Annotated in this window: 13 protein-coding genes; 9 read left to right on the plus strand and 4 right to left on the minus strand. The window is 56.1% G+C overall.

Annotated features, from left to right (window positions below):
• The first annotated feature begins 15 nt into the window (after nt 1-15).
• The 3 genes from ACI2I1_RS10780 to ACI2I1_RS10790 are packed head-to-tail and all read left to right on the plus strand — an operon-like array spanning nt 16 to nt 2,980.
• Entirely contained in the window at nt 16-1,512 is a 1,497-nt protein-coding gene (locus ACI2I1_RS10780) for an ATP-binding protein (protein ID WP_404679093.1), read from the plus strand.
• Nucleotides 1,509-1,952, plus strand: a complete 444-nt coding sequence (locus tag ACI2I1_RS10785) for a response regulator (protein WP_404679094.1) — start codon at nt 1,509-1,511, stop codon at nt 1,950-1,952. The genes ACI2I1_RS10780 and ACI2I1_RS10785 overlap by 4 nt, the downstream gene beginning before the upstream one ends.
• A gap of 11 nt (nt 1,953-1,963) precedes the next feature.
• Nucleotides 1,964-2,980: a sensor histidine kinase gene (locus ACI2I1_RS10790; RefSeq protein WP_404679171.1), complete on the plus strand. Its 1,017-nt coding sequence runs from the start codon at nt 1,964-1,966 to the stop codon at nt 2,978-2,980.
• 3 nt (nt 2,981-2,983) lie between these two features.
• Here the strand turns inward: ACI2I1_RS10790 and ACI2I1_RS10795 are convergent, their stop codons facing one another.
• On the minus strand, nt 2,984-4,204 hold the full coding sequence (locus ACI2I1_RS10795; protein WP_404679095.1) for an alpha/beta fold hydrolase: 1,221 nt from the start codon (nt 4,202-4,204) through the stop codon (nt 2,984-2,986).
• 95 nt (nt 4,205-4,299) lie between these two features.
• Between ACI2I1_RS10795 and ACI2I1_RS10800 the strand changes: the two genes are divergently transcribed.
• Nucleotides 4,300-5,166: a MoxR family ATPase gene (locus tag ACI2I1_RS10800; RefSeq protein WP_224811618.1), complete on the plus strand. Its 867-nt coding sequence runs from the start codon at nt 4,300-4,302 to the stop codon at nt 5,164-5,166.
• 62 nt (nt 5,167-5,228) lie between these two features.
• Here ACI2I1_RS10800 and ACI2I1_RS10805 read toward each other — a convergent pair whose 3' ends face one another.
• Nucleotides 5,229-6,629 carry a methyl-accepting chemotaxis protein gene (locus ACI2I1_RS10805; RefSeq protein WP_221541534.1) on the minus strand — a complete coding sequence of 467 codons (1,401 nt, stop codon included), beginning with the start codon at nt 6,627-6,629 and terminating at the stop codon, nt 5,229-5,231.
• Between the two features lie 120 nt (nt 6,630-6,749).
• Between ACI2I1_RS10805 and ACI2I1_RS10810 the strand changes: the two genes are divergently transcribed.
• Nucleotides 6,750-7,931 (plus strand): VWA domain-containing protein, encoded by a 1,182-nt coding sequence (locus ACI2I1_RS10810; RefSeq protein ID WP_404679172.1) that lies wholly within the window; start codon nt 6,750-6,752, stop codon nt 7,929-7,931.
• Between the two features lie 11 nt (nt 7,932-7,942).
• On the opposite strand, the gene ACI2I1_RS10815 is transcribed toward ACI2I1_RS10810, so the two are convergent.
• A complete protein-coding gene (locus ACI2I1_RS10815; protein WP_404679096.1) occupies nt 7,943-9,145 on the minus strand; it encodes an exo-beta-N-acetylmuramidase NamZ domain-containing protein in 1,203 nt (400 codons plus the stop codon).
• On the minus strand, nt 9,142-9,684 hold the full coding sequence (locus ACI2I1_RS10820; protein WP_404679097.1) for a DOMON-like domain-containing protein: 543 nt from the start codon (nt 9,682-9,684) through the stop codon (nt 9,142-9,144). The genes ACI2I1_RS10815 and ACI2I1_RS10820 overlap by 4 nt, the downstream gene beginning before the upstream one ends.
• Nucleotides 9,685-9,716: 32 nt before the next feature.
• Here ACI2I1_RS10820 and tyrS point away from each other — a divergent pair, with 32 nt between their 5' ends.
• The 4 genes from tyrS (at nt 9,717) to cysK (ending at nt 13,708) form a co-directional block, all read left to right on the plus strand.
• The gene (gene tyrS / locus ACI2I1_RS10825; RefSeq protein WP_404679098.1) at nt 9,717-10,946 is read left to right on the plus strand and encodes a tyrosine--tRNA ligase; all 1,230 of its coding nucleotides are present in this window, start codon (nt 9,717-9,719) and stop codon (nt 10,944-10,946) included.
• A gap of 105 nt (nt 10,947-11,051) precedes the next feature.
• A complete protein-coding gene (locus tag ACI2I1_RS10830; RefSeq protein WP_221541529.1) occupies nt 11,052-11,390 on the plus strand; it encodes a PilZ domain-containing protein in 339 nt (112 codons plus the stop codon).
• A gap of 75 nt (nt 11,391-11,465) precedes the next feature.
• Nucleotides 11,466-12,791, plus strand: coding sequence for an MFS transporter (locus ACI2I1_RS10835; RefSeq protein WP_404679099.1), 1,326 nt, complete (start codon nt 11,466-11,468; stop codon nt 12,789-12,791).
• Nucleotides 12,788-13,708 (plus strand): cysteine synthase A, encoded by a 921-nt coding sequence (gene cysK / locus ACI2I1_RS10840; protein ID WP_404679100.1) that lies wholly within the window; start codon nt 12,788-12,790, stop codon nt 13,706-13,708. Before ACI2I1_RS10835 ends, cysK begins: the two co-directional genes overlap by 4 nt.
• Nucleotides 13,709-13,715 lie beyond the last annotated feature (7 nt).

Below are 13,715 nucleotides of genomic sequence, written 5' to 3' on the forward strand. Positions count from 1 at the left end.
ATCATTGGGCCTTCAATGCCAGACAAAGTCCGACAGCGTTACGAAAAGATCGGTCGCCGCAGAGTTCTTGCCCTGTTGGGCGTCGGCCTCGCCCTTCTCTTTATCGCGATTACCGCGGCCATCCTCACCATGGGATCGATCAGCAGGGATACTGACGCTGTAGAACGCACCCTGCAGCGCCAGGCGAGTATCGACAGTCTGGCGACTTCGAACGAACAGATATCGGCGGGGCGCCGCGGTTTTCTTCTTCAGCCCGACCCGGCATTCACGCGCGTGGTCAGGGAAGCCAGCAGCGATTTCGAAGGCGAACAGAAGCGTCTGTCGGATCTACTGGACTCCCGAGCTCAGCAGGACAGGCTTGAGGAAATCCGCAATCTGAATTCGGACAGGACCGTCATCATCGACAGAATGTTCGCGAACCCGACCAAAGCATTCCTCGATGCGCGCGGATCGGATTTCAATATCGATAACGGGGTCCTGATCACGCAGGATATCCGCGAGATCGCCAAGGAAATGTCTGCATTCGAAGAGGCTGAGCTGGCACGGCGCAACCGGGCCCAGCTGCAGTCGCTCGTCCAGTTCTACGTGGTCGGCGGGATCGCGTTTCTTCTGCTTATCGCCGTTCTGGTATCGGCGGTGATCGTAGTGCTGCGCTACAATCGCGATCTGGCCAAAGCGCAGGTCAGCCTGCGGGATGCCAATTTGGGTCTTGAGGAAGCGGTTCAGTCTCGCACTTCTGAATTGATGCGGGCCAATGAAGAGATCCAGCGGTTCGCCTATATCGTCAGCCACGATCTGCGCTCACCGCTGGTCAACGTACTCGGCTTCACTTCCGAACTGGATGAGGCTCGCAAGACCATCCACAGCCATCTGGCCGCTCTCTATGCGGAGAACCCTGACCTGCGGGACGAAGAGACTTGGCTCGCGGTGGATGAGGATCTGCCCGAGGCTCTGGGCTTCATCCGCACCTCGACCGAAAAGATGGACCGCCTGATCAATTCGATCCTCGAACTCTCGCGCCAGGGCCGCCGCAAACTGCAGCCCGAGGTGCTCGATATGGAAGAACTTACAGAAAATATCGTCGCCTCGCTGCATCAGCGTGCGGAAGATGCAGGCGCGGATATCCAGGTCCATTCCATACCCGATGTCGAAAGCGACCGGATCGCGGTAGAGCAGATTGTTCAGAACCTGATCGAAAACGCGATTAAGTATCTCAGTCCGCAGCGTCCCGGGGAAATCCGTGTTGAAGGCAGCTCAGCGGTTGGGACTGTGCGCGTCGATGTCATCGACAACGGACGCGGCATCGCGCCAGAGGATCATGAACGGATTTTCGAGCTTTTCCGGAGAGCTGGCACGCAGGATCAGGAAGGCGAAGGTCTGGGCCTCGCTAACGTACGCGCGCTGGCCTATCGCCTTGGTGGCACGATCGAAGTCGAATCCGAGCTTGACCAAGGCGCAAGGTTCAGGCTTTCACTTCCCGCAAAATTCGTTGCTCAAGAGGCAGTTACATGAATTCTCATCAATCTGTTGGCATCGTCATGATCGAAGACGATGCGGGCCATGCGCGGCTCATCGAAAAGAACATTCGCCGCGCCGGTATTTCCAATGACATCAAGCATTTTCTCGACGGTACCAGCGCGCTCGATTATCTCTTCAACGATGCAAGCGGGCCCTCGCACAATGGGCCAGCACTCGTCTTGCTCGATCTCAATCTGCCGGACATGAGCGGCACCTCGATTCTCGAAAAGATAAAACAGGATGAAAAGTTGCATCGCACTCCGGTGGTGGTTTTGACCACGACCGACGATAAGGTGGAGATCCAACGCTGCTATGATCTAGGTTGTAATGTCTACATCACGAAGCCGGTCAATTACGAAAGCTTCGCCGACGCAATCCGGCAATTGGGATTGTTCCTGTCGGTTATCCAAGTTCCCTCGGTAGAAGAGCAATAGAACCGAAACAGATCCTTTACGTTGACGATGACGCCGGCTTACGTCGGCTCATTCAGCGCGCGCTCGGCAAACGCGGGTTTGTGGTCGATACCGCAGAAAGCGCCGATCAGGGCTTGGAATTGATCGAGGCCAAGCGCTACGATCTGATCGCGATCGACAATCATATGCCTGGCAAGAGCGGTCGGCAGATGCTCGACGATATCGTTGCGCAGGAAGGCCATCCAGCGGTAGTCTTCGTGACAGGCGACAGTGACACTGCGGTCGCGGTCGACGCCATTCACGCGGGCGCCTCGGACTTCGTCGTCAAGACCGTCGGCGACAGCTTTTTCGACCTCTTGGATAGCCGTTTTCGGCAAGCATTTTTAAGGGACAGGCTCGAGCGGGAAAAACGCGAGGCCGAAGCCAATCTGCGCGAAGCGAACGAACGCCTCGAAATGCTGGTGCGCGAGGTGCATCACCGCGTCTCCAACTCGCTTCAGATGGTCCAGAGCTTCGTAGCGATGCAGGCGCACCAGACCGAAGAAGCCGCCGCAAAGGACGCACTTGCGGCGACACAGAACCGTATCAAGGCTATCGGCAAGGTCCACCAGAACCTCTACACTCGGGGCGATCTCACCACGATTGATCTCGACGAATATCTCGAAACACTCGTCGACGAATTCCGCGCTAACATGTCCGAGGGCGACACTACCGTAGATCTGGTTTTCACTTCCCAGCACGTGGAAGTATCACCCGATGACGCGGTGAATGTGGGTGTGGTCGTCAACGAACTGGTCAGCAATGCAGCGAAATACGCCTTCACCCATAGTAAGGAAGGTACGGTCTCCGTCGATCTCAGCAAGCTGGAAGAAGGATATTGCATCACCGTAAGCGATGACGGTGCAGGCATTACCGAGGGTCAGTCACCTGAAGGAACCGGCTTGGGAATGAGGATCGTCGCCGCCATCACGAAGAGTCTAGGTACTCAGCTCGAACGAATGGAGAGTAACCGAGGGACTACGCACAGGTTCGTCGTTTCTCCCAAATAACCACTAATCTACAAGTTTGGTCTCCACGCTGATCCGGCTTTCCAGTGTCCGATGGACCGGGCACTTGTCAGCAATTTCCAGTAACCTGTCTCGCTGCTCCTCAGTTAATCCGGGCCCATTAATCGAAATGGCGCGCGTTATGAGCTGATGCGGCATTCCATCCTCCTCGGCGACACATTGTTCGCAATCTTTCGCATGATCTCGCGAATGGGTGAGATGAATTTTCACTCCGTCCAGCGGCCAATTCTTACGCTGTGCGTACATTCCCATGGTCATCGAGGTGCAAGTACCCAAGGCGCCAAGAAGCAGGTCGTAAGGCGTGGGTCCGCTGTCGTCCCCACCATAAGAGGTAGGTTCATCGGCAACGAAGCGATGGCTGGTGGTATGAATTTCTGTGCCGAATTTTCCGTGGCCCATGCAGGTGACCACTCCCTCTTCGGGTAGCGGCCAATCATGGCTTAGAGGAAGATAACGGCTCGCCCAAGCCGCGATGACATTGGCCGCAAAATTGGCATCTTCAGGCTGCAAAAGAAGGTGGCCTGCCCCTTCGAGACTGACGAAGCTTTTGGGATGTTTTGCCGCATGGAAGAGGCTGCTGGCGTTACCGATACCGACTACATCGTCCGTGGGCGAATGCAGGAACATCAGAGGCTTTCGCAGGCGCGCGACTTCCGCAAGCAGATCGGCGCTCTCGACCCTTTCAATAAACTCACGGCTCAGATTGAATTCGCGCCCCGCGATGCGCACAGGTCCCTCGCCTGCCAGGCGGATTGCTTCCAAGTCACCGTTAATGTTCTTCAATACATGCGGAACGTCAGCCGGGGCCCCGATGGTCGCTATTGCAGCTATGCGTTCGAAACCGATCTCGTCGGCAGCAGCCAGCACCGCTGCACCGCCAAGGCTGTGGCCCACTAGAAGGATCGGTTGGGCGAACCTTTCAAATAGAACTTCGGCGGCCATCACGAGGTCCGACACGTCGGTGGCAAAGCCAGCGCGACCGAAATCGCCCTCGCTCCCGCCCAATCCCGTAAAATCGAATCGCAGCGTAGCAATGCCTTCTCTCGCCAAAGCTCGGGCAATGCTGACTGCCGCCTTACTATCCTTCGTACAAGTGAAGCAGTGTGCGAATAGCGCTGCGCCGCGGACCAGACCGGTCGGCAGTTCCAGCGATCCGCTGAGTTCATGACCCGCAGCAGCACGGATCGCGAGTGTTTCTGTCGGCATGGTCCCCTAATGCACGCGGCAGTAGCGATTGCAACGCCCCTTGCCCTCACCGTACCCTCACCCTAACCTTTAGGTAAAGTTGCAAGGAAAGACTTATGGCCGACACGACCACCGACCAGACCCGTTTCGAGGGCACGCAATCCTACATCGCTACCGAAGATCTCAAGGTGGCGGTAAATGCTGCCGTGCTGTTGAGAAGGCCGCTGCTGGTAAAAGGCGAGCCGGGGACCGGAAAAACGGTTCTGGCCCACGAAATCGCTAAAGCACTCGATGCTCCGCTGATCGAGTGGAACGTGAAGTCGACCACGAAGGCGCAGCAGGGCCTGTATGAATATGATGCTGTGGCGCGGCTACGTGATGGGCAACTCGGCGATGAACGCGTTCATGATATTTCGAATTACATCAAGAAGGGCAAACTGTGGGAGGCTTTCACCTCCCCGGAATTACCCGTGCTACTGATCGACGAAATCGACAAAGCAGATATCGAGTTTCCCAACGATTTGCTGCAGGAACTCGACCGCATGAGCTTCGATGTCTACGAAACGCACGAGCGGATCGAAGCGAAAGAACGCCCGATCGTCGTCATCACCTCGAATAACGAGAAAGAACTTCCCGACGCATTTCTGCGCAGGTGCTTCTTTCACTACATCAAATTCCCCGACCATGAGACGATGCGTGAGATCATCGAGGTCCATTTCCCGAACATCCAGAAGAACCTCGTCACCAAGGCGATGGAGATGTTCTACGAATTACGGGAAGTGCCAGGGTTGAAAAAGAAGCCGAGTACCAGCGAATTGCTGGACTGGCTCAAATTGCTTCTCAATGAGGACATGCCGCTTGAAGTCCTCCAGGACAGCAATCCCAACAGCGCTATTCCGCCGCTGCACGGCGCGCTGCTCAAGAACGAGCAGGACATCATGATGTTTGAGCGCTTGGCGTTTATGGCTCGCCGGCAAAGCTAGATTCAGGCCTGATTGCAGCAACGCATCCCCCTTACCGGGGTGCGTTGCTGCTGGCCCAGAAGTCAGTTGAAACTGTAGGCCAATTCGAAATCACCCCATCGGCGGCCGTTCACAACGATGGGCACGTAGACATTCCGGACGACCATGTAGTTCTTGCCATCGCCCTCCTGGCGATAGACGGCCATGGTGTAAGGCCCTGAGCTGGCACGTGCCAACAAATCGGTATTCGCGACCATGATACGGCCGTTGCGGCAATATTTTGTATCATGCGCAAGATCACCGGTCGGCTTGCGCGAACGATCGCTGAGGTGAGTGGGCAGGAAGCCGTTTAGGTCGGCCTGTGAGCACATCATGATGCTTCCGCCTTGCGCAACGACCTTGTCATTGATCGGACGCCAGTTCGCGTCTGCCCAATCGGAAAGGCTCGTTCGGTAGAGTTCCGGGTTGGTACCCGGTACCAAACGGTAATCCTGATCGAACAATTGCTCCATCCTGAGAGAACCGCTCGCAACCGCATCTTCGGCTTGCTGCGTGATTTGCTGGGCGAATTCCTGCGCCTGCTGGACCATTTCGCTGTCCTGCGGCGAAAGGCCGGCCTTGACGATCCGGTCGAACATTTCGCTGGCAGTTAGTTCGAGTTCCTCGATACGCTCGTGAGCGGTTTCCAGGCGCTGCTCATTCTCATTTGCTGCGCGATCATAGCTTTCAAGCACGCTCGAAACACGGTCTACATGTTCGGTCATCATGCCTGTCGCGCGCGTGATCTGATCGTTTTGCTGATCGACTTCCTCGACGAGTTGGCTGACGCCCGAGATCGTCGCATCGATACTCGCAACGGAAGTCTTGGCTTCGTTCGAAGCTTTCGCGCCAGCCTCGATGCGCTCGATAACTGTCGATGCTTCGCTGCCGAGCGTCTCGATCACCTCTGAGATTTCATCGGTCGCCTTGCGCGTTTCGCCCGCAAGCGTCTTCACTTCGTTCGCCACGACCGCGAAGGTTCTTCCAGCTTCTCCGGCCCTCATGGCTTCGATCGTCGCATTGAGTGCCAAAATGTTCGTAGTTTCGGCTATCTGCTCGATATCCTGCGAGCACCGCTTGACCTGGTCCATCGCAGCGGCAAATCCGGTCACATGAGTGGCCAAGGTTTCGACAAGGTCGAGAAGGTTGGTAATCTGCTGCAACGATGACTGAATCTGGGTCGTCCCCATGTTCAATCGCTCGATCGCGCGAGCAGAAAGAATTCGCGCTTCGTCGCTGGCTTCGGCCACCTTGCGCTGGTCGGCTTCCAGTTCGCGAACGGTGCCCTGTAGTTCGACGTGTTCCGCTCGCAGAACTCCTGAACTGTCGAGCACGGCCTGGACGATACCCGCGACGTCACTGCAACCGACAGTGACCTTGCCACACGCCTCTGGTATGCTGTTGAGCGCAGAAGCAGTTGCAGTATCGATTGGACTGATTTCCATCTGGTCGGGACCCCTCATTGTCCTGTTCAGGATTCCGAGTAATGATAATTGGTTAGCGGACCGTTAAACGAATGGGCCCCATGGCCTTGATATCGCCAAAAAGTCAGGTTGAATTCGCTTATGTTTTTAAATTTCGTCGACGAATTGCGGGCGGCGGGAATTCCCGCAAGTTTCAAAGAACACCTGACTCTGCTGGAAGCACTAGATTGTGAGGTAATCGGTCAATCGCCGGAAAGTTTCTACTATCTCAGCCGCGCTACGTTTGTGAAAGACGAAGGTCTACTCGACCGCTTCGACCAGGTTTTTTCCAAAGTCTTCAAAGGCATCATGTCTGACTACGGCCAAAACCCCGTCGATATTCCCGAAGACTGGCTGAAATCGGTCGCCGAGAAATTCCTTTCCGAGGAGGAAATGGAAAAGATCAAGAGCCTCGGCGACTGGGATGAAATCATGGAAACCCTGAAGAAGCGCCTCGAGGAGCAGGAGAAGCGCCATCAGGGCGGCAATAAATGGATAGGAACGGGCGGGACCAGCCCCTTTGGAAATTCTGGTTACAATCCTGAAGGCGTGCGGATCGGCGGTGAAAGCCGGCATAAACGGGCAATCAAGGTCTGGGACAAGCGAGAGTTCAAGAATCTCGATAACACCAAGGAACTCGGCACGCGGAATATGAAGATGGCGCTTCGTCGCCTCCGCCGCTTCGCCAGAGAAGGGGCGGCCGATCAGCTTGACATCGATGCGACCATCGAGGGCACGGCAAAGCAAGGGTGGCTAGACATTCGCATGCGCCCTGAAAGGCGAAATGCTGTCAAATTACTGCTATTCCTCGATGTAGGCGGCTCGATGGACCCCTTTATCAAGGTAACTGAAGAGCTTTTCAGTGCCGCAACCAGCGAATTCAAGAACCTGGAGTTCTTTTACTTTCACAATTGCCTTTATGAGGGGGTCTGGAAGGACAACCGCCGCCGGTGGCAGGAGCGAACAAAAACGTGGGATGTTCTTCATAAATATGGACACGACTACAAGATAGTATTCGTCGGGGATGCAGCCATGAGTCCGTACGAAATCACGCACCCGGGCGGTAGCGTAGAGCATATGAACGAAGAAGCCGGGGCCACCTGGATGCAAAGAGTGGTTAGCACCTATCCCGCGACTGTCTGGCTCAATCCGGTACCCGAAAAGCAATGGGGATATTCGCAATCGACCAAGATTATGAAACACCTGGTAAATGATCGCATGTACCCTCTTACGTTGGACGGGCTGGATGACGCCATGCGCGAGCTGAGCCGGAAGCAGGGCTGAACACGGCCCTTTTAGCCGTAGAGTAGATGCGGAGCGATGGTCTGCCGCCAGCTTTCCTCGTCATGCCTTGCCAGCGTGTCGAGATCATCTGGTGCCGCCTCACTGTCGTCGACCCACTCGCGCAAAGCGGGACCACCGTTTATGACATCGATTGCAAGGCGATCGAATTCATACTCGTAGGGAAAATCACGCCAGATATCATAGCCGGAATAGATGCTGCGGATCGCTTTGAAAGCGAGAGCCTGCAGTCTCCACGGCTTGAATTCGTGATGATCATAGAAGGGCCCTTCCGCATGGATCATCAAGCCATTGCAAAGCTTGCCGGCGTGCTTGTGAAAAGTAGGTTCGAACCAGCATTCGCGCAGTTTGCAACCACGTAACCAGGCCGGAGCCAGACGTTCCATTTCATCCAGAACAGCAAGGGCATCTATGTCCGGGGCTCCGAAAAGGATTTCGAGCGGACGAGTGGTCCCCCTCCCCTCGCTCAGATTTGTTCCCTCCAGCATCACCGTTCCCGCATATGCGCGGGCCATGTTGACACCTGCTGCATTGGGGCTGGGATTGATCCAGACCCTGCTTTCTGGCCAGCCGAACCCAGGCGTCTGCCCAGGTTTCCATCCCTCCATCTCGATCACCCGGTAATCGACATCGAGCCCGAAATGATGAACAAACCAGTGACCCATCTCGCCCATGGTCATACCATGACGCATAACCATTGGCGCCGCGCCAACGAAACTTTCCTGGCCCGGGACCAGTAACGTACCTTCTACTGGGCCGCCGGCGGGATTTGGTCTATCAAGTACCCAAACCGACTTTCCCGTTTTTGCTGCCTCCTCGAGAATGTAGAGGAGCGTGGTGACGAACGTATAAATTCGGCACCCCAAATCCTGGAGGTCGAACAGAAATACGTCGGCTGTCGACATCGCCTGGCCAGTGGGGCGGCGGACCTCTCCATAGAGGCTGAAAATCGGAATATCGTAATGCGGATCATTTTCATCCGCAGTTTCGACCATATTGTCCTGCTTATCGCCTTTGAGCCCGTGTTGAGGGCCGAACGCACTGACTACGTTAATGCCGCGGTCGATCAACGCGTCGAGCGAATGATCCAGTTGCGCTGTCACGGAGGCAGGATGCGCGACGAGAGACACGCGCTTGCCGCTCAACTGTCTCTGCAAATCGCTATCGGTGAGAAGGCGGTCGATCCCGAATTTCATATCCCTGCTGGTGCATGAAGGCGGGCGGCGAAGCAAGTCGGATCATGAAAATCCGGTTGATCCTTATTGTGGCTCAAAGCCCAGAAACTCTTGATCCCGCCCAGCTCTTCCAAAACGCATGACAGGCCAACGGCACAAGCCGTGGCAGGTAACGCACTGTCAGGAATTGCCGCATCGAAAATAGCGAAGCTGCTGCCCTGCCGGATTGTGCATGCCGGCTCAATGGCAACTGGCCGATCTGTCATTGCCTCTCGGGGTGCTGAGAAATCGTAGGCAGCCCAGCGTTCGGACGGGGATAGGTTGAACTCGCAGTAGGAACTGCCCCCATGGGGCTTTAGAAAGATCTCAAAACACGTCGTGCGCCAGAGCTCATCCGCCCTGCCCTTGCCTGCAAGACGCGGTATCAAAAGTTTGCTGGCACCTTCAATCCGCCAGCGAAGCTGCAACCAATTCGTATCACGCGACACGATCCGGGCAGTGACAGAGGTGACCTCCGCTGGCGGATAGGCCTCGTGGGCGACGAGTTCATGCGTTTCCAATTCGAAATCCCCATGCTAGCGGACGCTCCATCATGAGCACTTACCAATCCGAACTTCTGTGTCTGCTCGAAGAGCGCGGTTATATCCACCAGATTACCGACCCCGAAGGGCTGGACGCACTTGCCAAGCAGCAAGTCATACCCGGCTATATCGGCTTCGACCCCACTGCGCCGTCGTTACATATCGGTAGCTTGGTCCAGATAATGATGCTTCGCCGCCTTCAGGAGGCAGGCCATAAACCGATCGTGGTTATGGGAGGCGGAACCGGAAAAATCGGTGATCCAAGTGGTCGGGATGAAAGTCGCCGAATGATGACCGACGAGATTATAGCAGATAATGTCGCCGGGATCTTCACGGTATTCGAACGCCTGCTGACCTTCGGTGACGGGCCCACCGACGCTGTGATGGTGAACAATGACGAGTGGCTGAGCAAACTTGGCTACATCGAACTGCTGCGCGACGTCGGCCCACACTTTACGGTCAACCGAATGCTCACCTTCGACTCGGTCAAACTCCGCCTCGACCGGGAACAACCGCTGACTTTCCTCGAATTCAATTACATGATCTTGCAAGCCTACGATTACCGGGAACTGGCGCAGCGATATGGTTGCCGACTGCAGATGGGCGGGAGTGATCAATGGGGAAATATCGTCAACGGTATGGAACTTGCGCGCCGAATGGATGGGCGGGAGCTTTTCGGCCTCACCACCCCGCTGCTGACGACTGCAGATGGGGCCAAGATGGGCAAAACGGCCGCAGGAGCAGTCTGGCTTAACGAGGCGCAGCTGCCGAATTACGATTTCTGGCAGTATTGGCGCAATGTCGACGATCGCGACGTTGGCCGATTCCTTCGCCTGTTCACCGATCTGCCACTCGACGAAATTGCCAACCTCGAATCTCTCGAAGGGGCGGAAATCAACCACGCGAAGACTGTACTCGCCAATGAGGTCACTGCACTTGTGCGCGGGCGTGACGCTGCAGATAGCGCTGAAAAGACTGCGGCAAAAACCTTTGCCGGCGGCGGCGCCGGAGAGGACCTTCCCTCGATCGATGTTGGCGGAGAAGGAATGAGGATAGGCGCAGTGCTTACAGGCCTCGGCTTCACTGCATCCGGCGGGGAAGCAAAACGCAAGCTGGCGGAGAACGCGGTCAAGCTCGACGGGATGACGGTTAACGATCCGAGTTACCTGGTCGAGGTCGCACCGAGTACCGAGCGCAAGCTTTCGTTAGGCAAGAAAAAGCACGCGATTATCCGGCGATAGGGCTTGGCGCTCAGATTCTATCGGCAAATATTTCCGATCGGTTTACCAAATATTCGCCTTTTTTGACGAATGCGTTCTGGGGTAAATATTTTAAGGTTCAAGCGGATGAGCGCAGGAGCACAACTGAGCGTAACCGACCAGCGGCGCATGGCGCGGCATCCTGTTGATCATCCAGTGATCGCTGAATATTTCGGCCGCGGCGATGTCAGCATGCATATTGCGAACATCTCAGCCAATGGATTCATGATCGACGATGCCGATAATGTAGGCCGGGGCGAACGTCTTGTCGTTCGCCTGCCCGTGATCGGGCGCATCGAGGCCTATTGTATATGGTGCCGGGACAACCGCGCCGGTTTTCAGTTCGAACGGATCATTCGCGTCGACGATTTTCTGTCACTGATCGATACTTTGCAGCCAAATCCGCGACTGCGTAAGATGCGGTAAAGAGTTAAAAGTTACTTCTAGAAATAAAAGCAGGCTCGTCTTCACAATGGTTGGCGGGCCTGCCATGCGTCTGGCGTGAAAACAGACACCGCGCCCAAGCCCGAAGCATCGCCGCTAAGAATCGCAAACTTCCGCGCCTACTGGCTCGCGCGATTGACCATGACTCTCGGGCAATATGCGATGATGCTGATCATTGGCTGGCAGACGTACAATATTGCCCGAGACAGCGGGATGGATGTGGCCGAAGCTTCCGGTCAGCTGGCATTGATCGGCCTCCTTCAATTTGTGCCATTGTTTTTGCTCACCCCCTTTTCGGGATGGGCCGCTGACCATTTCGACCGCCGCAACGTGGGACGCGCGACTATCGCACTGCAGCTACTGTGCGCCGGTGCCCTCGCTTGGCTGACGTGGAGTGACAGCATTGCTCTTTGGTCCATCTATGCTGTGGCGATCGTGCTCGGAATAGTGCGAGCATTCAACGGCCCGGCGATGTCCGCCCTTGCCCCCAATCTCGTGCCAAAGGCGATCCTGCCAAATGCCATCGCGCTGTCGAGTATAAGCTGGCAGACCGGCATGATCGTGGGCCCTGCCGTCGGCGGCTATACCTATGCGATCTTCCCTTCGCTTCCCTATCTGGTTGCAGCTGGATTGTTCGTCTTCGCGATGACAGCTCTTTCCTTCATCGGCAAAGTCCCGCAACCACCTCGTCCGCAGAACCAGCAGCCGATACACGCGATGGTCGAAGGCGTGCGCTATGTTGTGCGAAACAAAATGGTGCTTGGCGCGATCACGCTCGATCTCTTCGCCGTTTTTCTTGCTGGAGCGACCGCGCTTTTTCCGGTCTATGCCCGCGACATCCTCAAAGTCGGCGAGACGGGTCTTGCGCAGCTCGCCATGGCGCCCGCCATTGGCGCGGCTCTTACCGCGCTGATATTCAGTTTCCGGCCCCTGAAAACCAATGTCGGCCCACGAATGCTCTGGGCGGTCGCTGTCTTCGGTCTCGCCACAATCATCTTCGGTCTCTCGACCTCCATGCCGTTGAGTCTTGCCATGCTTTTCATTGTCGGGGCGGCGGATATGTTCAGCGTCTATATCCGGCAGTCGCTCATCCAGTTGCATACGCCCGACGAGAAACGCGGGCGTGTATCGTCGGTTAGCTTGCTGACGATTAGCGCATCAAACGAGTTCGGTGACTTCTTCTCCGGCAGCCTTGCGTATGCGCTCGGCCCGGTTGCGGCGGTCGTAACCGGAGGCGCTGGCGCAATCATCACTGTCGCTGCTTGGACGAAAATCTTTCCCGTTCTGCGCACAACGCGGACCTTCGACCCGCCTGATGAATTGGTAGGGCAACAGCCCAATCGGGAATTACCAGAAGAAAAGCTGCAGGAGCAGATTCCATGAAAGCCCAATCCATCCTCGAAACCATTGGAAACACCCCGCACATTCGCCTGTCGCGCCTGTTCCCTGATCATGAAGTCTGGGTGAAGAGCGAGCGTGCCAATCCTGGCGGTTCGATCAAGGATCGCATCGGTCTCGCGATGGTAGAAGATGCGGAAAAATCGGGGAAGCTTAAGCCTGGCGGCACCATTATCGAGCCGACCAGCGGCAACACCGGCATCGGCCTCGCGATGGCTGCGGCCGTTAAGGGCTATAAACTTGTCCTGGTCATGCCCGAAAGCATGAGCCTCGAGCGGCGGCGTCTGATGCTGGCCTATGGCGCTACGTTCGATCTCACACCCAAGGAAGGTGGCATGAAGGGAGCGATCTCCCGTGCAGCTGAACTGGTTGAACAGACGGATGGCGCATGGATGCCCAGCCAGTTTGACAACCCAAGCAACTTTGAAGTGCATAAACGCACCACGGCGCAGGAAATTTTTGCCGACTTCGAGGATGAGCCGATCGACGTGATGATTACCGGCGTTGGCACTGGCGGCCACCTTACTGGTTGCGCCGAAGTGCTGAAAGAGAAATGGCCCGATATGAAGGCTTATGCGGTAGAGCCTGCCGGCTCCCCCGTGATAAGCGGGGGCCAGCCCGGTCCACATCCGATTCAGGGAATCGGTGCCGGTTTCGTGCCGGAAAACCTGCATACGCAATCCATCGACGGCGCGATTCAGGTTGACCCGGAAGACGCCAAGGAGTGGGCAAGAAAATCTGCGGCAATCGAGGGCTTGCTGGTAGGTATCTCAAGCGGCGCGACATTGGCTGCAATTGCGAAGAAACTACCGGAGCTGGCTACCGGTAGTCGCGTGCTTGGGTTCAACTACGATACCGGCGAACGGTATCTGTCAGTGCCAGAGTTCCTTCCCAACAGTTAAGAGTACT

Source organism: Qipengyuania sp. NPDC077563 (genome assembly GCF_044901345.1).
In the GTDB taxonomy this organism is placed as follows: Bacteria; Pseudomonadota; Alphaproteobacteria; order Sphingomonadales; family Sphingomonadaceae; genus Qipengyuania; species Qipengyuania aestuarii.